The sequence below is a fragment of the Rhizorhabdus phycosphaerae genome (assembly GCF_011044255.1).
Classification (GTDB): domain Bacteria; phylum Pseudomonadota; class Alphaproteobacteria; order Sphingomonadales; family Sphingomonadaceae; genus Rhizorhabdus; species Rhizorhabdus phycosphaerae.
Genome location: NZ_CP049107.1, coordinates 3848545 through 3870798 on the forward strand (window position 1 = coordinate 3848545; position 22254 = coordinate 3870798).

The window sequence follows — 22254 nt, forward strand, 5'->3', positions numbered from 1 at the left end:
CCGATCAGATATGGAGGGACGCGGGGCGCGTGCGACGCAGCCATTGCGACACCAGCATACGGGTGAAGACGACGGCGGTGAAGACCGAGGTGGCGATGCCGATCAGCAGCACGACCGCGAAGCCCTTCACCTGGCCGGACCCGAGAATGAACATGATGATGCCGGCAATGGCGTGGGTGACGTTCGCCTCGAAGATCGTCCGGCTGGCTTCCTTATAGCCATGTTCAACCGCCTGGGTCGGTGACCGGCCGCGGCGGATTTCCTCACGCACGCGTTCGTTGATCAGCACGTTGGCGTCCACCGCCGTGCCGATGGTCAGGACGAAGCCTGCGATGCCCGGCAGGGTGAGCGTCGCATTGAGCAGCGCCATCACGCCGAGAATCACGAAGATGTTTATGACCACGGCAAGGTCGGCATAGAGGCCGAAGCGGCCATAGCTCACGAACATGAAGATGACGACCGCGATGGCGGCGATCGCGCTGGCGAGGGTGCCTGCACGAATCGAATCGGCGCCGAGGTCCGGGCCGACGGTGCGTTCCTCGACCACCTTCAGCGCGACGGGCAGCTTGCCCGAGCGCAGGGCGATGGCGAGCTGGTTGGCGCTGTCGGTCGTGAAGCGACCCGAAATCTGCGCCTGACCACCCAGGATCGGCTCGTTGATGTTCGGCGCCGACAAGACCTTGCCGTCGAGGACCATCGCGAAGGGCTTGTTCACATTCTCCTGCGTGACGCGCGCGAATTTGCGACCGCCCTCGCTGTTGAAGGTGATCGAGACGACCGGTTCGTTGGTCTGCTGATTGTAGCTGAGCTGCGCGTTGATCAGTTCGTCGCCGGTCAGCATCGCGCGGCGCTTGACCGCGATGAGCGGCACGCCCGAGGGATTGTCGGGGTAGGGAATGATTTCGCTGCCCACCGGCGCGCGGCCCTGGGCGACATCCTGCGGATTGGCGGTCAGGTCGACCAGCTTGAACTCGAGCTTGGCGGTCTTGCCGAGCAGCGCCTTGAGCGCCGCGGGATCCTGCAGGCCGGGGACCTGAACGACGATGCGTTCGGCGCCCTGGCGGATGATGGTCGGTTCGCGCGTGCCCATTTCGTCGATACGCTTGCGCACGACCTCGGTCGCGACCTGCATCGCCGCGTCGGTCGCCTGGGCCAGACCGGCTTCGGTCGGGGTCAATACCACGCGGGTCGAATCGACCACCTGGACATTCCAGTCGCGCTGGCCGGTCATGCCCGAAGGCTGGGTCAGCGTCCGCAGGCGCTCGACTGCCGCGTCGACGCGCGATCCGTCGCGCACGAAGAAGGACAGGCGTCCGCCTGTGGTGGAAATGTCGCCGATCGCGATGGGCGGGTCGGCCCGTCGCATCTCGGTGCGAACCATCTCTTCCATGCGGATCAGGTTCTGCTTCGCGAGATCGGTGGTGTCGGCCTCGAGCATCAGGTGGCTGCCACCCGACAGGTCGAGACCAAGGTTCACGCGCGGCATGCTGCCGATGCCCCAGCGCTGTGCGACCGATTCGGGAATGAACGTCGGGATGGAGATCAATACGCCGATCGCGAGGGCGAGGCAGATCGACCAGATTTTCCAGCGCGGGAAATCGAGCATGATGGGATCAATCGTTGGCGGGCTTGCCGGCACCGGCCGGACGGACTTCGGCGATGGTGCCCTTGATCAGCTTGATGCGGACGTTCGGGGCGATTTCGGCCTCGACCTCGCCCTCGTCGACCCGGGTGACCTTGCCGACAATACCACCGCCCGTGACAATCATGTCGTTCTTCTTCACCGCGTCGATCATCGCGCGATGCTCCTTCATCCGCTTCTGCTGCGGGCGGATCAGGAGGAAATAGAAGATCACGAAGATGAAGATCAGCGGCGCGAAGCTGAGGAAGGAAGCGACGCCACCGGCAGGTGCCGCACCGGCGGCCTGGGCATAGGCGGGAGAAGCGAACATGTGTCTGGCATCCCGGAAAGAGAATTGGCCGAAAAATGGCCTCGAAGTGGCGCGCGCCTATCACGTTCCGCATGGAAGTGGCAACCGGGCGCTTGCCAAGACGCTTCGACCCTCCTAAAGCGCGCAGCCTTGGTCGGGGCGTAGCGCAGCCTGGTAGCGCATCAGACTGGGGGTCTGGGGGTCGCAGGTTCGAATCCTGTCGCCCCGACCACTTAAAAGCTGGAACGAAAGCCTCCCCCAGGGGCTCCAGCACTCCCCACGGCCTAACAGGCCGGGGCAATCCAGATCGCGGCCGATCGACAGCCGGGCACCGGCCGCGCCTCTCCTCGCGGAGGAAGCGGACCGGTGCCTTCCGACGGCGTGTCGGATCGTCAGAGTGGCTGGGTATTCTCCGCGATCAGTTTCCGGGCCTCGCCGAGCGCCTTGTCCGTGCTGGTGCCGCCCATGTGGATATCGTTGGCGAGCTGCATCAGCCGACCGCTGATCACCGTGCCCGTTTCGGCTTCCTCCTGAATGGCGATGCCGTTCTTCTGCTCCGCTATTCTCGCCCATATGGAGCGGACGCCGGCCCAATAGGCAGCAGTGGCCTTCCAGTAATCGTCGGCCGCCTTGACGTTGTAGTCGCTGGAGCGGACATAGCTGTTCAGCACATATTCCTGGACGATCGGCGCCAGTTCGCCGTTCTTCGTCCCCATCTTGATATTGTCCTGCCAGTGGATCCACCCCTCCGGCCCGTTCTGGTGGCGGTTGATCGAAAGATAGCGGTCATAGACGGGTTTGCGCACGGCATCGCGTCGAGCGAGCGGGCGCCACGTCCAGTTCGACCGCCAGCGGCGGATGCCGCCCTGGGTCTCGAACTGGCCCCAGCCGCCGTAACGCGGGCTGTCGTCGACCTGCCACACCGTCTGTGACCAGCGCCCGGTTCGCATTGCGGCCGGGACGTCCTCCCAGGTCCAGCGGTTGCGATCGGAATAGACCAGCACGCGGGCGGGCTCATATTCCCAATCCTGTCGCCAATGCTTGATCACCATGTCCTTGCCTTCGTGGCTGACCACTAGGAGATGCTGGAGCACGATCTTGCGGCCGCTGTCCTCGATCACGCGGACCGATTCGTAGCCGCCGGAGATCTTCCGATCGAGCGGTGTGTAGGTGGGGTCCCATCGCGTCGATTCCTGCATGTCGAAGCGGACCTTGTAATTGCCGGCCATGGCCAGGATGTCCGCCCGATCGCGTTCGAAGCTCGCTGCTGCCGTTGTGGCGGCAATCGGGGGATGCGCGAGGGCGGGGCTCAGTGCCCATGCGGCGGCAATCAGGCCGGCACAGAGGGCGCGCTTGAGGTGGTGCATCGTCATTGTCCCTTTTCGATCAGAAGCGATAGCTGAGCGAGACGCTCGCGTTGCGACCTGGCTGGGTATAGGCATCGGTTATCGTCGAGCTGGAAGCGAGTCCGCGGACATCGCTCCACCAGGCATATTTCTCGTCCAGCAGATTGAAGATCCCGGCGCGCAGCGTCAGTCCTTCGGCCAGAGGCGCGCTTGCCGTCAGGTCGAGGATGGTGAACGCACCCGGCCGATAGCATGTGGGGGTGCACAGGCCGGTCGTGCGGTCGAGTTCCTTCTGCGCGCTGTGCGTGGCGATGATCTGTGTGCTGAACCGGCCTTGCGGGTCGCGATAGCCGACCCCGACGACCAGCTTGAGCGGGTCGATCGTCGAGAGCGGGGTGCGAACTCCGCCAGGCTCGATGACGTCCCCCTTGGCATAGGACAGCGCGACCGTCGCGTGCACCCCATTGTCCGCGCGGCCCTCGAAGCGAGCCTCGGCGCCCTTCACCTTCACGCGATCGAGATTGACGAACTGATATATCGCAGGGTTGGACGGGGTGAAGGCCCCGCCGACCACCTCCTGGCTGATGAAGTCCTTGTAGCGTGAGCTGAAGGCGGTGAGATCGAGGCTGACATTGGTGCCCGAGAGTCGCACGCCGCCCTCGAAGCTCTCGCTGCGCTCGGGGCCGAGATCGGGATTGGGCGCGGACGTATAGCCGAAGGCGAGGTTCTCGAAGAACTGGTTGACCTGTCCCGGCTCGGGAGCCTTGAACCCCGTGGCATAGTTGCCGAACAGCCGGATATTTTCGGTGAGCTTCAGAACGGCGCCGAATTTGGGCGAGAGGCGCGAACCGTCCTGACCTGCGCCCGTGAAAGCCGGAAGCAGTGCGTCCTTGCGCGGCGACAGATCATACCAGTCGAAGCGCAGCGCCGGATAGAGTGTGAGCGGCCCGATTCCGATCTGGTCGCCGATGAAGAGGCCGGCCCTGGTGAAGTCGGTCGTCGGGAAGGCGCGCGTGGGGAAGACTTCACCCGCCGGCGGGACGACCCCGTCGCGCAGCCCGCGCTGCCGGGTCTTGTTGATGTCTCCGCCGAAAACGAGGCGATGCGAGAGCGGCCCAGTGGCGAAATCGGACCGGGCGTCCGCAGCGAAACCGAAGACCCGGTTCTCGAAACTGTTGAGACGTTCGCGGTCGGCGAGTGGGGTCCGGTCCTCATCGGTGAACTGGCGGTCGTCGCCGTCCTGCCAATAGACCGCGGCCCGTGCGAAATCGATCAGGCCGGCGCCTTCCCAGCTCCAGTCCAGGCTGATGCGCTTGCGCTGCCCGGTGTCGACGCCCTGCAGCAGTTCGACGGCCGGGCTGAGCCCGGTCAGCCCTTCCGTGAAGAGATGCGTGTCCAGATATTCGCCGGTCAGCCGCAGCTTATGGCCACCGGCGGGGGCGTAAACGATGCGTGCGAGGATGGCATCCGACCGGCCGTCCTGCGGGTTGGGCTTGGTGCGCGTGGCGCCACTTCCCCCGACTGTTCCCTTATTGTCGAGTTCCTTCCAGTCGCGCCTTGTATAGGCGGCCATCGCCGACCAGTCGCCGCTGCGGCCGGCGAGGATGGCGGTTTCGGTGAACTCGCTGTCCGCGCTCGAATAGGCGCCTCGTACGAGCCCGCCGATGCTCTTGCCGCCCGGTAGGAAATCCGCAGGATCGGCGGTGACGAAGCTGACCGCACCGGCAAGCCCGTCGCTGCCATAGAGCGCGGACGAAGGGCCGCGCAGGATCTCGACCGATTTGATGAGGCCGATGTCCACATAATCGCCCCGACCGGCGCTCTGGGCGCCGAAGTTGAAGCCATCGGGCACCCGCACCCCGTCGACTTGGATCAGAACGCGGTTTCCGCCGATGCCGCGGATGTTGAATCCTTCGTTGCCCGCGCGTCCCGTGGCCGAAAGCGCGGCGTTGAACCGGGCCGGCTGTCGCTGCACCGATATGCCCGGTTCGAACCGGACGAGATCCTTTATGTCGGTCGCCATCTCGTCGGCGATCTGCTCGTCGGTTCGGATCGATACGGTCACCGCCAGGTCCTCGATCTTCACCGGCGTGCGGGTCGCGGTCACGACGATCTGGCTCATGCGGTCCAGCCAGAACTGCCCGTCATTGTCCTGCGCCTGGACGGGTGAAGCGCAGAGCATGGGAAGGCTGGCGATGATTTTGGCGAGCGGTGCCAACTGCATCCGGCGACGTTGCCCGGCGCTGTGACGAGCATGTGGAAGACTGTCCTTCCTCAACATTTATCCCCTTTAACGATAATGCGAGTGATTCGCATTATCGTCTCTATGCAGGACGACCTCGCTTCGTCAACGTGCAGCAGTGCGGTGCGGCTCCGCCATCGCGCCGCAACGCTCTGCTGTCCTGTGCTGGGGGTGTGGTGGGGCTCAGGCGATCCTGAGGATCTGCTTACCGCGATTGGCGCCGCTGAACAGGCGCATGAAGGCAGGGTAGGCGGTTTCCAGTCCGTCCTGCACATCCTCCTCGACATGCAGTTTCCCTTCGGCGAGCCAGCGACGGATATCGTCCGTCGCCTCGGCGAAGCGGGGAATATAGTCGGCGACGATCATGCCGTGGATGGTCGCGCGCTGGACGAGCACCTGCCACAGGTTGCGGATGCCGATCCTTTCCGGGGCGTTATACTCGCTGATCAACCCGCACAGGACGACCCGCGCGCCTTGTGCCAGGTTCAGCAGCGCCGCATCCATGACCGTGCCGCCGACATTTTCGAACAGCATGTCGAGCCCGCGCGGGGCCACCTTGCGAATCTCCTCGGCGAGCTCGGCGACGGCCTTCCCTTTATAGTCGATCGCTGCATCGAAGCCGAAATCCCGCAGGAGGCGATCGCATTTCTCCGCGCCGCCGGCGATCCCGATCGTGCGGCAGCCGACGATCTTCGCGATCTGCCCGACGATGGAGCCGACGCCGCCCGCGGCTCCGGTGACGAGCAGTGTCTCGCCAGGCTGGGGCTTTGCTATGTCGAGTAGGCCGAAATAGGCGGTCATCGCGTTGCCGCCGAGTGCCGACAAATAAAGCGTCGGTCGATCGACGGCATCGATGTCGATCGACCGCGTAAAGCTCCCGGCGGGCACTGCGCTATAGTCTTCGAGCGCATGGGCGCCACGGACCCAGTCGCCGGGTGCGAAGGCCGGATTGTCGGAGGCGTGGACGACGCCCAGGGTTGCGGCGCGAACCGCATCGCCGAGCGGGATCGGCGGCATGTAGCTGGGGGCATCGTCCATCCAGCCGCGCTGGGCGGGATCGAGCGACGCATAATGGTTCCGGACGATCAGTCCGCCGGGCGGCAGTACAGGCATGGCCGTCTCCACAAGTGCGAAATCGTCTGGAACGGGAATGCCAAGGGGCCTGCGAACTAGCAGAAATCGGCGGTTCATCGGTGGGATCATCCTCTCCTCGGTCGATCCCGGCATCGCGCGGCAGCGGCGAGCGAACAAGTGACGCTACGTCATCACTCTGTTCACCGGAGAAGAGGAAAAAAGAGGTGCTCCGCCCTAGGAGGATGCTGGAAGGTTAGGCGGGCGGAGCACCAGAAAGTTGTGGCACGAGGGGGATGGCCACGGTCCCGCTATCGGCTCAGACCACTCCAAAGTCGATACGACCATTGGGACATGTACTTTCAGTCATTATCCGAAATGGCTCCCTTTTCTGTCCGACGCTGGCCGGGCTCACCGATCGTGCGGAGGAGAAAGGACGCGAGGATGGACCGATAGGGCGGGCCGTCGAGGTCGCACATCGCGGCGTGATCGCCAGCATCGGCAAGCCACAGGCTGCGATTTCCGGAAACGGCGGCGAAAAGCGCGTGCGTCTCCCGGGGCGGCGTGGACTCGTCGCCCGTACTGCCCATCACCAGCACAGGGCCCTTATAGGCGGCAAGAGCGTGCCGGGGTGAGATGCGCGACGGCCAGACGCCGATGCGGGGCAGCGTTTGCAGGCTCAGCAGCGGTTCCAGCAGGCTCGCCACTTCGTCGGGCGCGCGTTGGGCGATGCGGTTATGGATCGCCCGGCGCAGATCCGGATAGACCGCCTGCAGGATCAGCGCATCGGCCGGCAGCGGGCCCTGTTCGCCGATCAGGCTCGCCGCGCCACCAAGCGAGATGCCGACTATGGCGACCGGAGCCCCATGCTGTCGCGCCTTCAGCCATGTAAAGGCCGCCCTGGCATCGCGGGCTTCGGTATAGCCATTGGTCCGGGGCGCGAGATCGGACTCGCCATGCCCGCGAAAGTCGATCGCGAGCGAGGCATAGCCGAGGCTGGCAAGCCACTCGGCCCTGTTTGCCATCGACTGCCGGGACTGGCCCTTTGCGTGCAGGAGAAGCACCGCCGGCGCGGCGGGATCGCGCCCCGGCCGATAGGTCGCCGCGATCGACAGTCCGTCGCCGGCCCGAAGGCGAATGTCCTGCGCGGGCGAGCGGGCAGCGGGAACATCCCACCGCTCTCCTCGGGACAGGTGCGAACCGACCGTCCAACTGGCGACGAGGCTGATCATGATCAGTGCGATACAGGCGGCAGCAAGCCATCTTGTCCGCGAGCCGATCATCCCTTCGCTACTGTCCGTTCGATGCCGGTGCTCCACGACCCAGATCGGCAAGCGGGCGATATCCCTCGGCCTCTTCCCCACCGATCAGGGCGACGCCGTCCAGCAGCAGCCAGGCATGGGCCTCCAGCTTGCCGTCCTGCTTGCGCACGCCGAACCGGATCGTGCCACCGGCTATGCCCCTGCGCGCGAGTAGCATCTGCCCCGCGATGGCCCGCACGAGGCAGGTGCTGTGCCAAGGGAGACGGCCGGCGACGTGGCGTAGCCGACGTGCCATGTCGGCGGCGCGAGCCATCGTCCTCTCCGGAACTGCCGCCAGGATCCGGTCGCCACCATTTTCCGGGGCCTCGACTTCGCCGAACAACCGGCGGGTGATGCGCAGCGGGACCAGAAAGACGAGGACCCAGGCGAGATGCAGGGCCAGCGCCGTTTCGACCCGCAGCAAGGTGGACATCAGCTTCCGCATCGCAAATCCCTGGCATTCCACGGAAGGTATTTCCTGTTGCGAACGGCCTATCCTCGTCCGGCAGCCTTGCCAAGGGTCCGTGGCCGGGCGCGGCCCAGCGCAGTTCATGCTCGAAAGGTCGAACGATGACGGTCGTCGCCCACGGGGGATCGTCTGCCGTTCGGAACGCCCTGCCGTGGAGATGGGGGCGAAGCGCCGGTGGTTCGGCTTGACCATGCTACACCATGGCCCATTACAGCAGGGATGCCCCAGATACGGTCCCTGCATTCTGTCTCCGCACGCCATGGTCTGCTGTGCGCGGCTGGTGCCCTCCTGCTGGCCGGCGCCGCCCGCGCCGCCGACCCTGCGCCTTTCGACCTGAGCGGCCCGGGGCTGCGGATCACCGTCACGCGAGGGGGGATGACGCTTCCCATCGCCCAGGTGCCCAGCCTGGCGGAAGGCGACCGGATCAGGGTCGTTGCCGATTTCCCGACCGATCAGCGCGCGCGGTTCCTGCTGGTCTCCGCCTTTCTGCAAGGCGCCACCAATCCGCCCGCCAAGGACTGGGTGAGGTCGGCGGAGCCGTGGAAGAAGAAGGACAAGGATCGCCAGCTCGATCTTGAGGTGCCCAAGGGGGCCCGCCAGCTCGTGCTCTTCCTCGTTCCGGAAAGCGGGGGCGCTCTCGGCGCGATTTCCGATGCTGTACGGGGACGTCCCGGCGAATTCGTCCGCGCAACCCAAGACCTAAATCAGGCGTCGCTCGATCGTGCGCGGCTCGATGCGTTCATGACCGCGATCCGGACGCAGGAGAACAGCCACCCGGAATATCTGCGCAGCGTGGCTCCCGTGCTCGCGCGCAGCCTTTCGATGAAGCTCAACGAGGATTGCCTGGGCAAGGTGATCGAATCGCAGGCCGCCTGCCTGCTCGAGCATCGCGAGGCGCTGGTGCTGGCGGACGTCCACACCTCGTCGCTGACCGAGACGCTTGCCGGCGCGCCCGTCGACCTCGCGCTACAGCTGAGTTCCACGCGCGAGGCCGGCATGGGCTATTACAGCCCCTATATCGGGGTAATCCGCGACATAGCGCGCGTATTCGGCGCGTTCAGCAATCCGCAGCTCGACTATCTGCCCAGCCTGACCCAGCGCCAGGGCGCCGGGGTCGCGCTGCTGCTCAATGCCGCGCCGTCCTTTGCCAAGCCAAGATCGGTGCTGGTCGCAGGCATGCCGGCCATCGAGGCGAACAGCCCGCCGCGTCTGCGCGCTGCGGTGGATCGACCGCTGTGCGGTGCGCGGCCGGACCTTCTGCTGCCGGTCGACGGGGCGCCGCTGATCTACGCGACCGACTATCTGCGCGAGATGAAGCTGCGGATCGAGGCGCCCGGAGGGACCGTCGACATTCCCGTCCGCGCGCGCGCCGACAAGGGTGGCTATATGATCGACGGCCCGGTTCCCGCCGGACTGAGCGGCAAGCTGACGGCGCGCCTGCACGGGCTGTGGGGATTCGATCCCTTCGAGGGGCCTGCCTTCCGGCTGGAATTCCCGACAGCGGGCGAATGGCGGATCGCCGGAGAACCGGCGAGCCTGGTATCCGGGCGCGACAATCCGCTGGAACTCGAGGGGCCGTCGCCTGCCTGTGTCGCCAGCGTGACCGTCCGGCGCGGTAATGACCAGCCCTTGGCGGTCGGGGCGACCGTCACCGATGCGGGTCGGCTGGCACTGACGCTGCCACTCAAGGATGTCCGCCCCGGTCCGCTCACGCTGGAGTTCAGGCAGCTCGGCGGGATCGACCCGGCCAGCCTGGCCGTGCGGGCTTATGCGCAGGCCAGCCGGCTGGACGGCCTGCTGGTCCATGCCGGCGACCGCTTCGGCACGCTGTCCGGCCAGAGGCTCGATCAGGTCGCAGGCGCGTCCTTCGGAGAGCGCGAATTGCGCCCGCTGACTCTGCGGCGCGAGGGCGATATCGACCGGCTGACGATGGCTGCCGAGGACGGTGCCGCGCTGGAAGATGTGGCCTCGCGGGCACGCGTGCGGCTCAAGGATGGCCGATCGCTGTCGGTTTCGGTCAGCTTCGAGGCCCCCCGACCCGGCGTCTCGCTGCTTCAGCGGACGCTGAAGCCCGGACGTTCGGGGAGCGGCGTTGCCCTTGCGATCAGGGGCGAGCAGCTGCTTCCGGACACGGGACAGATGGTGTTTTCCGCGCGGGTGAACGATGGCCCGCGCCTGACCGCGAAGGATCGGATCGAGATCGCGACCGCAGACGAGGATGTGCATGTCGACCTGCCGGTCGGACCCGACCTTCAGATTCAGGGCAATGATATCGTCGTGGCTGTGCTCGATCCCGGGAAGCTGGGGCCGGCGGCGTTCGGCCCGCTCCAGTTTCGTCTGGTGCGTGAAACCGGCGCCAGCGACTGGCAGCCGCTCGCGACGCTTGCCCGGCTGCCCCGCATCACCTCTGTCGACTGCGCGCCTGCGGGCGAATGCGTGGTGAAGGGGGAGAGGCTGTTCCTGATAGAGACGATCGGATCGGGGAAGGGCAAGCCGCTGACCATTGCCGAAGGCTTCACCGGTGACACGATCCGGGTATCGCGGCCTGCCGGGGACAGGCTGGCGCTCCGCCTGCGCGATGCGCCGGGCGAGGAGGTGACGCTGCCGGTGCGCGCGCCACCGAGCGCGGCGGTGAAATAGCCAGGCAGGACAAAGGGCTCCGGCAGCGATGCCGAAGCCCTTCTTTGTCGCCGTTGATGGGGATCAGAAAGCGAAGACGAGACCCGCCATCGGACGGATGCTGTCGAAATCGTAGGTATCCGCCTGCAGACGGATGCGCGGGCCGGCCTCGCCGAGCACGCCACCCAGACCGATCTCCTTCGGACCGACCTCGACGCCCAGACCATAAGTCCAGTCCTTCTGGTCGGAGAAGCCGCGACGGCCGTTGACCCACTGATAGCCAGCCGACACGTAGATCAGGCCGCTCTGGCCGGCGCGCATGCCCACGCGGCCCTTTACGCCATATTCCCAGTCGATGTCCTTGAAGCCCTTGGCCGCATTACCCTCGACGCCGACGAAGACCGGACCGAAGGGGATGTTGACGCCGGCGATGCCCTCGACGAGCGCGCCGTCCATCTTGCCGCGGGTGCCGACGGTGCCGAACTCGCTGTCGCGATCGAAATTATGATAGCCCCCGAGGATGCCGACATAGGGCTCGACGCTGAAGGCCGGTTCGCTGCCGTCGGGCGAGCGGTCCTGAGCGATGGCTGCGGTGCTGAGGGTTGCCGCCAGGGCGGCGGCGATGACTGCGAACTTCATCAAATTATCTCCAATCGACGGCCCTAAACGCTGGGCATCCCCGACGACGGCCGGGACGCGCTTCTAACCCGTCGCACGGAAGAAAGGTTTCGCACTCGGGAAGAGAAGAAAATTCGCGTTGCAAAAGTGCAACACAGCCATCGCTGGAAATGGATGGCCTGTATCACGCCAAAATCCTACTGTTTTTCGTTATGGAATCGGAATGATATTTCCAGAAGAATCGATTTATATTGTAATGATTGATCAGATTTAATGAAAATATCGCAGATCATAGGGGGGGCGATCGATAGTATCCTTTCGCTGTAGTGAGAGGTCGTTCACTTGCGGCTGGTGCTTCGGGGATACAGGACACTGCTGCCTAGCCGCCGCGGGGACACCCGCGGCTTTGCCCCCCCATTGGAGACAGGCAGCCTCCCGCCCAGGCTGATCGATCATCTCATTCGGCGGCGTGGCGATATCCGGGGCGATCGGCTCCTGCCGTCAACTCGCCGGGCGCGAAATCGTCGACGGCGACGATGTCGGCGACAGCTTGCTCCGCGGCGGCAAGGCGGCGGCTCTCGGTTTCCGACAAAGCGCCCGGCGCTGCCCTGTGCCAGTCCTTGATCCCGGCCTTGCGGAGCCGGTCCTTGATCGGCTGGACCTCATCGACCAGGCGAAAGGCCGCCCCGAGCCGCGCCACGGCGTCCTCGGGCTTTCCCATATAAAGCCCCTCGGTCAGGCGGCTCCGCGTCGCCGATGGCACCAGCAGCAGGTCGGCGACCTGGCGAACCAGGCGATCCGACGGCCCACGCCGGCGCCGACCGAAGGGCATGATGAAAAAGCGGAGGATGCCGCGCACCGGCGCAAGAGGCATGTTCGCGAAAATCTCGTCGAAGCGGCGTTCGATCTCCGCGAAGCTCGTCTCCATGCAATAATGGAGCAGCGGCCAGTCCGCCTTCTGCTGGCCCTCGTCGTGCCAGCGCTTGAGCGCGGCGCTCGCGAGATAGATTTCCGAGAGGATGTCGCCCAGCCGCGCCGACAGCAGCTCGCGGCGTTTGAGTTCGCCACCGAGCGTGAGGAAGGCGATATCCGATGTCATCGCAAAGGCTGCGGAATAGCGCGACAGCTGCCGATAGAAGCGCCGTGCCCGGCCGGTGCGAGCAGGGGCGGGGGCAAAGAAGCCACCCGACCAACTGCGCAGTAGTGTCCTTAGCGCGTTGCGGATGAAGTGGCCTACATGGCGCCACAAGCGGTCGTCGAAGCGGGCGAGGGCGCGTGACGGATTGGAGTCGCCGAGCGCACGGATCTCGTCGAGCAGATAGGGATGGGCGCGGATCGCCCCCTGGCCGAACACCATCAGGCTGCGCGTCAGGATATTGGCGCCCTCGACGGTGATGCCGACCGGGATCGCGCGATAATGACTGGCAAGATAGTTGTTCGGACCCTCGATGATCGCCTTGCCGCCATGGACGTCCATCGCGTCGTTCACGACGATACGCATCCGCTCGGTCGCGTGCAGCTTCATGATCGAGGCTATCACCGCGGGATGATGGCCGAGGTCGAGGCCTGCGCAGGTCAATCGCCGCGCGCCGTCGAGCAGATAGGCGTTGCCGGCGATGCGGGCGAGCCGCTCCTGCACGCCTTCGAATTTGCCGACGGCCATGCCGAACTGCGCGCGGATGCGCGCATAGGCGCCGGTCGTGTGTGCTGCGAAGGAGGCCGCCGCCGCCGACAACGAGGGCAGCGATACGCCACGCCCGGCGGCGAGCGCGCTCATCAGCATCTTCCAGCCCTGGCCCACGCGCTCCCGCCCGCCGATGACATGATCGAGCGGGATGAATACGTCGGTCCCGCTCGTCGGACCATTCTGAAAGGGTTGCATCGACGGCAGATGGCGGCGGCCGGTCTCGACCCCGGGCAGATCGGTGGGGACCAGCGCGACGGTGATGCCGATATCCTCCTGCCCGCCGAGCAGACCGTCCGGATCGCGCAGCTTGAAGGCGAGGCCCAGCACGGTCGCCACGGGTGCAAGGGTGATGTAGCGCTTGCGCCAGTTCAGGCGGATGCCCAGCACCTGATTGCCCTGCCACTCGCCGTGGCAGACAATACCCTCATCAATCATCGCAGCGGCGTCTGAGCCGGCTTCTGCGCTGGTCAGTCCGAAGCAGGGAATGTCGCGACCGTCGGCGAGGCGCGGCAGCCAGTGCCGGCGCTGCTCGTCGGTGCCGAAGGCGACCAGCAATTCTCCGGGACCGAGCGAATTGGGCACCATTACTGTGACCGCCGCGGTGATCGACCGCGAGGCGATCTTGCGCACCACCTCGCTATGGCCGAAGGCGCTGAAGCCCAGCCCGCCATGCTCCTTCGGGATGATCATGCCGAAGAAGCGCTCGCGCTTCAGATAATCCCATGTCTCAGGCGACAGGTCGCGGTCTTCCCAGGTGACGCGCCAGTCGTCGATCATCGCGCACAGCGTCTCGACCGGGCCGTCCAGAAAGGCACGTTCTTCATCGCTCAACCGCGCGGCTGGAACCTCGAGCAGCGCAGTCCAGTCGGGACTGCCCGTGAAGATCGACGCGTCGAGCCACGCGTCGCCCGCATCGATCGCTTCGCTTTCGGTCGCGGACAATTGCGGCATGGCTTTTGCGGCAAGGTCGAACAGCGGGCGGGTGACCACATCGCGACGGACGGTGGTGAGGGACATGCGGACTCTCCTTTGCCCAGAGCAACGAAGAAGGCGCGAGCAGGGTCCATTTCGAAAGATTGACCAAACGCCCTCCGGTCGCCTGCATGCCATCGGAACGAAGCCCTGGGCCGCAGGTTCACTGCCCCATGGGACAGGAAAGGGCAGCACCCGACGGAATAGAGCACAGGCATCATCGCCTTCCTGCGCCGCTGCGCCGGCCGAAGCTGGCGTCGCTGATCGTGACGACCGCGATTCTCGGTTGCGCTTTACTGGGCCTGGCGGGCGGCGGGCCCAGCCCGACCCACGTCGTCGAGACATCGGCCGTGCGCTTCGAAGTTACCACTGCCGCGGTTCTGCGCAGCGGGCTGTTCTATGAGACGCGCGTGCGGATCACGCCCCACCGCCCGTTCGCCGACCTCGTGCTGGGGATCGAACCGTCGCTTTGGAAGGACATGACCGTCAATTCGACAATTCCGGGGGCGGAAAAGGAGAGCTTTGGCAAGGGCATGTTCCGGATGTCGTTCGGCCCGGCTCCAGCGGGCGAGCCGATCGAGCTGAAATTCGACGGGCAGATCAATCCGCCGCTGTTCGGCGGCAATGCCGGGCGGATGGCGCTGTTCGACGGCGAGGCGCAGGTCGCCGGCCTTTCGCTCCGTACGAAGGTCCTGCCCTGATGGATATCGTCCTGCGCGCCACCGCGATGTTCTTCATCCTCTATGGGCTGCTCCGCCTGCTGGGGAAACGCGAACTCAGCCAGATGACGCCGTTCGAGCTGGTCACGCTGATCGTGCTGGGCGACCTCATCCAGCAGGGGGTGACGCATAACGATTTCAGCCTGACGGGCGCCACGCTGGCCATCACCACCTTCGCTTTCTGGGGGATCGTGTTGAGTTGGGCGAGCTATCTGTCTCCGCGGATGGAAAAGCTGCTGGAGGGCGAGCCGCGCGTCATCATCCGCCATGGCGAACTGCTGACCGACAATCTGCGCCGGGACCGGCTAACGCGGGCCGAGATCGAGAGCGAGATGCGGCTGGCCGGCTATGCGCGGATGAAGGATGTTGCCTGGGCGATCCTCGAAACCAACGGGAAGATCAGCTTCATCGGCATCGACGGCGACGAGGGCAGCGGACAGGAAAGAGACGATCCAGCGCTTTGAAAAAAAATCATGCCGGGCCGGAACTTCTTTCGATCTCGGGCATTTGCTTGCCAACCGGTTTATTCCCCCTTCCGGTTTTCCCCTTCTGCCCGCCGGGTTTCGCCCGGCGGGCTTCTTTTTGCCGGATGAAGCGCTTCGCGCGCGGAAAGGAGGAACGCCGCAGGCGGCCTCAGTCAGGCGGCCATCAGGTCCGAGACGGCCTTGCCGAGAGCCCGTTCCAGCAGTTCGACCCGCTCGCGGACGCGCGCGCTAACCTCGCGGGTGAGTTGTACGCTATCCCGGACATGGGCGATCGATGCATTCATTTCGCGGACCAGGCCGCCCACCGCATGCGATTCATGGCGTGCATGATGCACCCGTTCGACGATCGCCGCGCCTGCCGCCTCATGCGCCCGCACTGCGGCGTCGGCTGCGCTGATCGATTCGAGGATATTCTGCAGATCGGAATCGATGCTCAGGCTGGCGTCCACGCTGCGATGGACCGATTCGGTCACCGCTTTCAGCCGATCCGCGATCTGCCCGGCGGACAGGCGGCTATTTTCCGAGAGCGTCTTGATCTCGCGGGCGATGACCGAAAATCCGTCATGGGCGCTCTGGCCGTGCGCGGCGACGATCGCCGCATTCACCGCCAGCTGCCGTGTTTTCTTGGTTACCGTCAGGATAGCCTCGGACGCCGAGCCGATCCCGTCCACATGCGACAACAGCGCTTCGTTGCCCACGGCCGTTTCCGAGGAGTGGCGCGCCGCCGAGGCGACTGCGTCGCGCGTACTCGCCACTTCCTGCCGGATCGATTGCACCGCATTCGCCATGCCTGCCGCTCCGCTGAGCACGTCGTCGAGCGAAGCAGCGGCGTTGGCGCTCTTCGCGCCGACCCAGTTGGCGTGGGTCTCCTGCGCCTGCGTCGCGGCCCAGGCGGCGTCGGCGGTCTCGTCGAGCTGGCCCGCCAGCCGGGCGAGGTCTTCGACCAGCGCCACCAGATGCGCCTGGAGGTCCATGCCGGTCGAGCGCGCGGCCTGTTTGAGCGCGGCTGCGGACCTCTCGCGTTCGCGCGCCTCCGCCTTGGCGGCAGCCTCGGCGCGGTCGCGCAGCAGGTCAGCCTCGCGACGGGCCGCCTCGGCGCGCTCGGCGGCGCGTTCGGCCTCGCGTGCCATGGCCTGAAACTGTTCGTTGCTCGATGCGAGCTCTGCCTGCTGCCGCCGCATGACCCGGTCCAGCGCCCAAGTGAGGGCGAGGACGGCGCCGGCGATAACGAGCAATATCGGCAATATCGCCTTCAGCCCTGCGCTGCCCGGGTGTTCGGGCGTCCAGGCCAGCGCCGCAACTCCGTCGCCCCGGAGGTTGGCAAGCGCGACCGAGGAGGGTGTGCCCCGCGCATCGACGCGCAGGCCGGTCAGACCATAGCGCGTAGCAAGTGACGTGACCCGCGCTGGGGTAAGCATGTCGATATAGATGAGATGGCGCAATTCTCCGCGCGGTGGCGCAACCTTTTTGCTGAGCGGGATAACCGGCATCACACCGAAAATCGCGGTTCTACCGCGATACTGGTCGAAGAAGGCGATGCCCTCCTTCATCCGGTCCGCGTCGGCGAAGCTGCGGGGCAGGCGGTCCAGCATGGAGCGGAGCGCGGCAGGAGCGACCTCCCCAAGCGGCGGATCGATGGTGCCGTCGCTGCGTTGCGCGAACAGCGTCCGACCGCGCGCATCGATCACATAGGCGACATATTCGCCGCTGATGTTGCTCCTCGCCCAGGCGCGGTCGAGATCGCCATAGAGATGCTGGGTCGCATCATCCCACCGGCCGGTATTATAGGCGCTGCTCGCCTGCGCGTGGAGCAGCGAGGATATGACCCCACGCGCCGTGGCGACGCTGCGCAGCGAGGCATCGGCGTCGAGCCGCGCGACAAGTGCTGCGACCACGATCGCCCCACCCAACAGGCTGACAGCGACGAGCCCGCCGAGCATGGCGCTGCTGTTCCGAGCCCATCGCACGGATGTCCAGCCCGCCAGGCGCTCTTCAATCATCCTCACCCAGTGCATGGCTGGGCTATGGCACGTCGTATGCCAATATCGGGTTAATGCGGGGCTGAACGGGGGAGCGGGCCGACCGGGCGGCTAGGCACCGCCGGGCTCGGCCATCTTGCGGTGCTGTTCGGCGAGGAGGGCGGCGGGCGTGACATTCGCCACAGCCTTCTGAATTTTGTTCTTCCAGCCGGAAACGACGCTCGCCTTGCCGGCCATCAGCGCGTCCCAGCCATCCCTGGCGACATCGGCCGGGTCGCTCTTCCCGGGATCGGCGCCGACCGACGTATCAAGCATGTCGGCACGATCGAAGAACTCCGTCTCCACCGGGCCCGGCATCAGGGTGGTGAGCGTCACGCCCTTCACATCCTTGATCTCGTTGCGGACAGCTTCGGTGAAGTTATCGATGAAGGCCTTGGTGCCATTATAGACCGCATTGAAGCTGCCCGGGATGAAACCGGCGATCGAGCCGGTAACGAGCACCTTGCCATCATTGCGCGCGACCATCTCCTTCAGGACCTTCTGGAGCAGATACACCGTGCCGGTAACGTTGGTATCGATCACCCGACGCCAGTCGGCGACATCCTGATCGAGAAAAGCGTGACCGAGACCCCGCCCGGCGTTGGCGCAGAGCAGGTCCACCTTCCGGCGACCGGCGGCACCGAGCAGCTTATCGACACCCCCAATGGTGGCGAGGTCCGTTTCCACCGCCTCGACCGTCGCGCCCCTGGCCCGGAGATCGTCGGCAGCGGCGAGGATAAGCGCTTCGTCAGCCGCGATTAGAAGATCATATCCGCTCTTTGCCGCAAGTCCGGCCAGCTCGAAGCCGATGCCGGTCGATGCACCCGTGATGATCGCAAATTTGTTGGCCATGTCGGATCTCCTACTCGGCAGCGATCGCCATGCCGGGCTTCAGCACGACCTTGGTCACTTCGTTCTGGTTGTCGTGGAACATCTTGTAGCCTTCGGCCGCCTGTTCGAGCGGGAGACGATGGCTGATCAGGAAGGTCGTATCGATCTTGCCTTCGATGATCGCGTTGAGCAGCGCGGGCATATAGTGCTGCACGCTGGTCTGGCCTGTTTTGAGGGTGAGGCCCTTCTCCATGAAGGCACCGAGCGGAAATTTGTCGACTATGCCGCCATACACCGCGGGCATCGAGACACGCCCGCCCTTGCGGCAGGCGATGATCGCCTGACGGATTGAGTGAATCCGGTCGGTGCCGAGAAAGGTCGACTTCTTGATCTGATCTATGACGTTATCGACAAAGAAGCCGTGCGCCTCGAGGCCCACGGCGTCGATGACGGCGTCGGGGCCGATGCCCCCCGTCATCTCCATCAGCGCCTCATAGGTCTTGCTTTCCTCGAAATTGATCGTCTCGGCGCCGAAGGTCTTCGCCAGTTCCAGGCGGTGTGGGAAATGGTCGATCGCAATTACGCGCTCGGCCCCCATGAGCATCGCGGACTGGATCGCAAAGAGACCCACGGGCCCGCACCCCCAGACCGCAACGGTGTCGCCCGGTTCGATGTCGGCATTCTCCGCTGCCTGCCATCCTGTGGGCAAAATGTCCGAAAGGAACAGCACTTTGTCGTCGTCAATACCGTCGGGGATCACCAACGGGCCGACATCCGAGAAGGGGATGCGGACATATTCGGCCTGCCCGCCCGCATAGCCGCCGGTAAGGTGGCTGTATCCGAACAGGCCTGACATCGGCTGCCCATAGAGCTCCATGCCGATATCCTGATTGTCGGCAGGGTTGCCATTGTCGCAGGCGGAATATTGATGCTTACCGCAATGGTAGCAGCTGCCGCAGGCGATCGTGAACGGCACAACGACCCGCTGACCCTTTTTGAGCGTCGACTTGGGGCCGGTTTCGACCACTTCGCCCATGAACTCATGGCCGAGAATGTCGCCGGCCTGCATCGTCGGGATGTAGCCGTCATAGAGATGCAGGTCCGAGCCGCAGATCGCGGTCGACGTGACCTTGATGATCGCATCGCGCGGGTTGAGGATTTCCGGATCGTCGACCGTATCGACGCGAACGTCGTGCTTCCCGTGCCAAGTGAGGGCGCGCATGCTTATTCCTTCTCTTCGGCGAATTGCTTGGCGGTGCGCGAGGCTGTCGCGACTTCGCCCGTTTCCATGAGTTGTTTGAAGCGCCGCAGATCGCGCCGGGCCTGAATGGCAGGCTCGCGTTGAAACATCTTGGCGATCAACTTGCCCACCACACCAGCCGGCGGATCATAAACGATCGTCGCTCTGACGATCGTACCGCGATCGCCCTGCGCATCGCGAAAATCGATCCGTCCGCTGTTCGGCACATCGGCGCCGTCCATCGATGCCCAGCCTATCGTCTCGCCCTCGATTTCCTCGGTGATGACGGCATCCCATTCGACCGTCTTCCCGCCGGGTGCCTTTACGACCCAATGCGAGACGTCGCCGCGCACGTCGACCGACACGACATTATCCATGAAGCTCGGCAAATTGGCGAAGTCGCGCCAGTAAGAGAAGAGCTCCGCGCGCGGGCGATTGATCGTGACCGTGCATCCGATCAACGTGCCGCCCTTGGCCTCAGTGAGTTCATTCGTCGCGCGGCCAATGGCATCGCCATTCTTGGAAGTGGACAATGGGGCGTCGTCCCGGGCCATCTCCAGGCCCGTAGCGGAATCACTCATCTTGGAATCTCCGTGGCGTAGGACTCTTCAAAACCACCTGCGGAGCGTCACGTTCCTTTTGTTTCGCGAGGCGATCCGACGACGGGGATGTTCGTATGCCGTCGTGAGAAGCATCTGAGATCATCGATCTCTGTTGATAGATCGCGTGCAGTTTTACTGCCGAATATGCGTCGACGGCTGTTCTGGAGTTAGACCGTTTCTTACTCGAATCAGGAATTTATTCCCCTTGTATCGTTCAAGGCGGTCATTCCGGTTCGGGTCGGCTCGCCTTTCGGTCTGCCAGCGGATAATCTTCGGGCGTCACAGTGCCCACCGTCGGCCGGTCTTCGGCGGCTTCCTGCGGTTTGCCGCCACGCGTGCGCGGATCCGGGTCCTGCGCGTTGGGCCGGGCGTCGCCGGCCGGATCACGGCGCTGCAGTGCCTCGGTCTGCTTGGCGTCGGGATCGAGCCGGTCGGTCGTGAACTCGGGCATCCTCATCCTCCTGGGGGAAATTAGCGGCCGTTTCGCCGATGCTGTTTTTAGATGATCGATGCAGCCGCTCAGCTGTGGCGCCAGCGTCTCGGGGAGTGCGTTTCCCGCTATTTCGATTGAGCTATTGTGTCGCTTGTGTCTTGCGATCGCGCAAGCCGCGGGCCTGTTCGTCGAGTTGGTCGGCTTCGAAGTCCGCCTGTGTGCGCAACTGGTCGCCCTGCTTCTCAAGCGCTTCGGCCGCAGCGTCGCTCGCCCGCGCATCAGCCTTCTCGACACGGTCCTGTGCCTCGCCGAGCCGCTCTCGCGGCCCCTCGCCCGTGACGTTCTCTCCCATCGCAGCGGCTTCGGCGCGATCGGCGTCGCGTCCGGCTTTCTCGTTGGGGCCGTCACAGGCCGTAAGGCTTGCCAGGCATGCGAGCGTCAGAATGGCACCGCGCGCGGCGCTGGCAATTTCGGTCATATCGACCCCCTGATGGGAGGGCAGCGGGAGCAGAAGCTCCCGCTGCCTTCGGGTTAACCGCGTTCCATCGAATGCTTGAGGTCGCGCATCTGGTCATGGCCTTCCTTGACCGAGACATAGGCCTTTTCGATGATCGCGCGAACCGACGGCGACAGGTCGGTGTCGCGGATGGCGTCCTCATACTTTGCCTTGATGTGGTCCTCGCCGGCTTCGACCTCGTTGATGATCGCCTTGTCGTCATGGCGGGTCACCATGGACTTCAGGTTGAGAAAGACGCGGTGCGCGCCGGCCAGCACCGTGCCGTCATCTTCGGGCTCGCCGCCGAGGCTGGTGACCTGCTGCTGCAGCTGGGTCGCAACCTTGCGCCGTTCGGTCGCACGGCTGGTAAACAGCGCGCTGAACCGGCCCTCGCTCGCCTTTGCAGCTTCCGTGTAGCCATCGACGCTGTCGATCGTCGTCGCGATCAGGCTGTTCAAGGTCGAGATATCATTGCTGGTGTCGGACATGGGGCGTTCCTGTCGATAAAGGGGGAAGGCTGCGGCAGTGCAGACTGCAGGAGATAACGCCCCGACCGCGCCGAAAGTCGCATCGGAGATCGACGAGATATCGATTCCGTGCGACGGGCGACGCAGTTGGCCCCCGTCCAACATACCGCGCGCCCGATATGGCGGGCGCCCCGCCCGGAATTAAATATAGAGAATTGCATCAGATGATCGCCGGCATTGGCGCAGTTCGCGGCACTATGGCGTCGGCCGGGCGTTCCTATAGGAAATCCATGAAAGAAATCGGCATGCGCGTCCCCTCCCTGCTTCGTCCGGGCCGCGAGCGCGATACGGCGGCCGCAAGCCTGACCAGCATCCTTTGAACACTGTGGCACTTTTCCTTGGCCGGCGGCGCGCTCCGTTTCGCTGGTCGTCTTTCCTTCCAATCCAGCGAGGCCGACATGGCATTTCAGATCAAGCGTAAGGGGCCCGGTCGCGCGGACCTGTTCACGGAGGAAAAATATGGCGATGCGATGCATGTCGCCGCAGCGTTGATCCGCGAGCGCGTTCCCAAGGCTCGGACGTCGGTCACCAATTTGAAGACAGGCGAAACGCTAAGCGAGGACGAGATCGAGGAAGCCGTGCTCGCGCTTGGTCCGCTCAAGCGGCGAGCTGGCTGAGCCAGCGCGTCCTGCCTGCCGGGCAGCGCT

20 protein-coding genes and 1 tRNA gene are annotated in these 22254 nt (G+C 64.9%); 5 read left to right on the forward strand and 16 right to left on the reverse strand.

What is annotated here, in order from left to right; all coding sequences use genetic code 11:
• Positions 1-4 precede the first annotated feature (4 nt).
• Together secD and yajC are read right to left on the reverse strand one after the other, a co-directional pair.
• On the reverse strand, positions 5-1606 hold the full coding sequence (gene secD / locus G6P88_RS17835; protein ID WP_165324388.1) for a protein translocase subunit SecD: 1602 nt from the start codon (positions 1604-1606) through the stop codon (positions 5-7).
• 7 nt (positions 1607-1613) lie between these two features.
• Positions 1614-1952, reverse strand: a complete 339-nt coding sequence (gene yajC / locus G6P88_RS17840) for a preprotein translocase subunit YajC (RefSeq protein WP_165324389.1) — start codon at positions 1950-1952, stop codon at positions 1614-1616.
• Positions 1953-2086: 134 nt separating this feature from the next.
• Here yajC and G6P88_RS17845 point away from each other — a divergent pair.
• Positions 2087-2163 (forward strand) — tRNA-Pro (locus G6P88_RS17845).
• Positions 2164-2323: 160 nt separating this feature from the next.
• Here G6P88_RS17845 and G6P88_RS17850 read toward each other — a convergent pair.
• The 5 genes from G6P88_RS17850 to G6P88_RS17870 all read right to left on the reverse strand — a co-directional run bounded on the left by G6P88_RS17850 (position 2324) and on the right by G6P88_RS17870 (position 8336).
• Complete coding sequence (locus tag G6P88_RS17850; protein WP_165325281.1) at positions 2324-3298, reverse strand: DUF6607 family protein; 975 nt, start codon at positions 3296-3298, stop codon at positions 2324-2326.
• Positions 3299-3317: 19 nt separating this feature from the next.
• The gene (locus tag G6P88_RS17855) at positions 3318-5501 is read right to left on the reverse strand and encodes a TonB-dependent hemoglobin/transferrin/lactoferrin family receptor (protein WP_165324390.1); all 2184 of its coding nucleotides are present in this window, start codon (positions 5499-5501) and stop codon (positions 3318-3320) included.
• A gap of 201 nt (positions 5502-5702) precedes the next feature.
• On the reverse strand, positions 5703-6722 hold the full coding sequence (locus tag G6P88_RS17860) for an NADP-dependent oxidoreductase (RefSeq protein ID WP_165324391.1): 1020 nt from the start codon (positions 6720-6722) through the stop codon (positions 5703-5705).
• A 230-nt stretch (positions 6723-6952) separates the two neighbouring features.
• Positions 6953-7822 carry an alpha/beta hydrolase gene (locus tag G6P88_RS17865; protein WP_165324392.1) on the reverse strand — a complete coding sequence of 290 codons (870 nt, stop codon included), beginning with the start codon at positions 7820-7822 and terminating at the stop codon, positions 6953-6955.
• Positions 7823-7880: 58 nt separating this feature from the next.
• Positions 7881-8336 (reverse strand): lasso peptide biosynthesis B2 protein, encoded by a 456-nt coding sequence (locus tag G6P88_RS17870; protein ID WP_165324393.1) that lies wholly within the window; start codon positions 8334-8336, stop codon positions 7881-7883.
• 243 nt (positions 8337-8579) lie between these two features.
• Here G6P88_RS17870 and G6P88_RS17875 point away from each other — a divergent pair, with 243 nt between their 5' ends.
• Positions 8580-11000 carry a hypothetical protein gene (locus tag G6P88_RS17875; protein ID WP_165324394.1) on the forward strand — a complete coding sequence of 807 codons (2421 nt, stop codon included), beginning with the start codon at positions 8580-8582 and terminating at the stop codon, positions 10998-11000.
• Between the two features lie 63 nt (positions 11001-11063).
• Here the strand turns inward: G6P88_RS17875 and G6P88_RS17880 are convergent, their stop codons facing one another.
• Both G6P88_RS17880 and G6P88_RS17885 read right to left on the reverse strand, forming a co-directional pair.
• Positions 11064-11618 carry an opacity protein gene (locus G6P88_RS17880; RefSeq protein WP_165324395.1) on the reverse strand — a complete coding sequence of 185 codons (555 nt, stop codon included), beginning with the start codon at positions 11616-11618 and terminating at the stop codon, positions 11064-11066.
• Positions 11619-12054: 436 nt separating this feature from the next.
• Positions 12055-14301 (reverse strand): acyl-CoA dehydrogenase, encoded by a 2247-nt coding sequence (locus G6P88_RS17885; RefSeq protein WP_165324396.1) that lies wholly within the window; start codon positions 14299-14301, stop codon positions 12055-12057.
• A gap of 128 nt (positions 14302-14429) precedes the next feature.
• Between G6P88_RS17885 and G6P88_RS17890 the strand changes: the two genes are divergently transcribed.
• Both G6P88_RS17890 and G6P88_RS17895 read left to right on the forward strand, forming a co-directional pair.
• Positions 14430-14957 (forward strand): hypothetical protein, encoded by a 528-nt coding sequence (locus G6P88_RS17890; RefSeq protein ID WP_165324397.1) that lies wholly within the window; start codon positions 14430-14432, stop codon positions 14955-14957.
• The gene (locus G6P88_RS17895; RefSeq protein ID WP_165324398.1) at positions 14957-15439 is read left to right on the forward strand and encodes a DUF421 domain-containing protein; all 483 of its coding nucleotides are present in this window, start codon (positions 14957-14959) and stop codon (positions 15437-15439) included. Before G6P88_RS17890 ends, G6P88_RS17895 begins: the two co-directional genes overlap by 1 nt.
• A 173-nt stretch (positions 15440-15612) precedes the next feature.
• Here G6P88_RS17895 and G6P88_RS17900 read toward each other — a convergent pair whose 3' ends face one another.
• From G6P88_RS17900 to G6P88_RS17930, 7 genes are all read right to left on the reverse strand, one after another.
• Positions 15613-17400, reverse strand: a complete 1788-nt coding sequence (locus G6P88_RS17900) for a hypothetical protein (protein ID WP_206335814.1) — start codon at positions 17398-17400, stop codon at positions 15613-15615.
• Positions 17401-17550: 150 nt separating this feature from the next.
• On the reverse strand, positions 17551-18330 hold the full coding sequence (locus tag G6P88_RS17905; protein WP_165324400.1) for an SDR family NAD(P)-dependent oxidoreductase: 780 nt from the start codon (positions 18328-18330) through the stop codon (positions 17551-17553).
• A gap of 10 nt (positions 18331-18340) precedes the next feature.
• Positions 18341-19531 (reverse strand): zinc-dependent alcohol dehydrogenase, encoded by a 1191-nt coding sequence (locus G6P88_RS17910; protein WP_165324401.1) that lies wholly within the window; start codon positions 19529-19531, stop codon positions 18341-18343.
• Between the two features lie 2 nt (positions 19532-19533).
• Positions 19534-20130: an SRPBCC family protein gene (locus G6P88_RS17915; RefSeq protein ID WP_206335815.1), complete on the reverse strand. Its 597-nt coding sequence runs from the start codon at positions 20128-20130 to the stop codon at positions 19534-19536.
• Positions 20131-20374: 244 nt separating this feature from the next.
• Positions 20375-20602, reverse strand: a complete 228-nt coding sequence (locus G6P88_RS17920; protein ID WP_165321244.1) for a hypothetical protein — start codon at positions 20600-20602, stop codon at positions 20375-20377.
• A gap of 121 nt (positions 20603-20723) precedes the next feature.
• Positions 20724-21062, reverse strand: coding sequence for a hypothetical protein (locus G6P88_RS17925; RefSeq protein ID WP_165324402.1), 339 nt, complete (start codon positions 21060-21062; stop codon positions 20724-20726).
• Between the two features lie 53 nt (positions 21063-21115).
• Positions 21116-21568: a PA2169 family four-helix-bundle protein gene (locus G6P88_RS17930; protein ID WP_165324403.1), complete on the reverse strand. Its 453-nt coding sequence runs from the start codon at positions 21566-21568 to the stop codon at positions 21116-21118.
• 437 nt (positions 21569-22005) lie between these two features.
• On the opposite strand from G6P88_RS17930, the gene G6P88_RS17935 reads away from it, so the two are divergent.
• On the forward strand, positions 22006-22224 hold the full coding sequence (locus tag G6P88_RS17935) for a hypothetical protein (RefSeq protein WP_165324404.1): 219 nt from the start codon (positions 22006-22008) through the stop codon (positions 22222-22224).
• Positions 22225-22254: the final 30 nt, after the last annotated feature.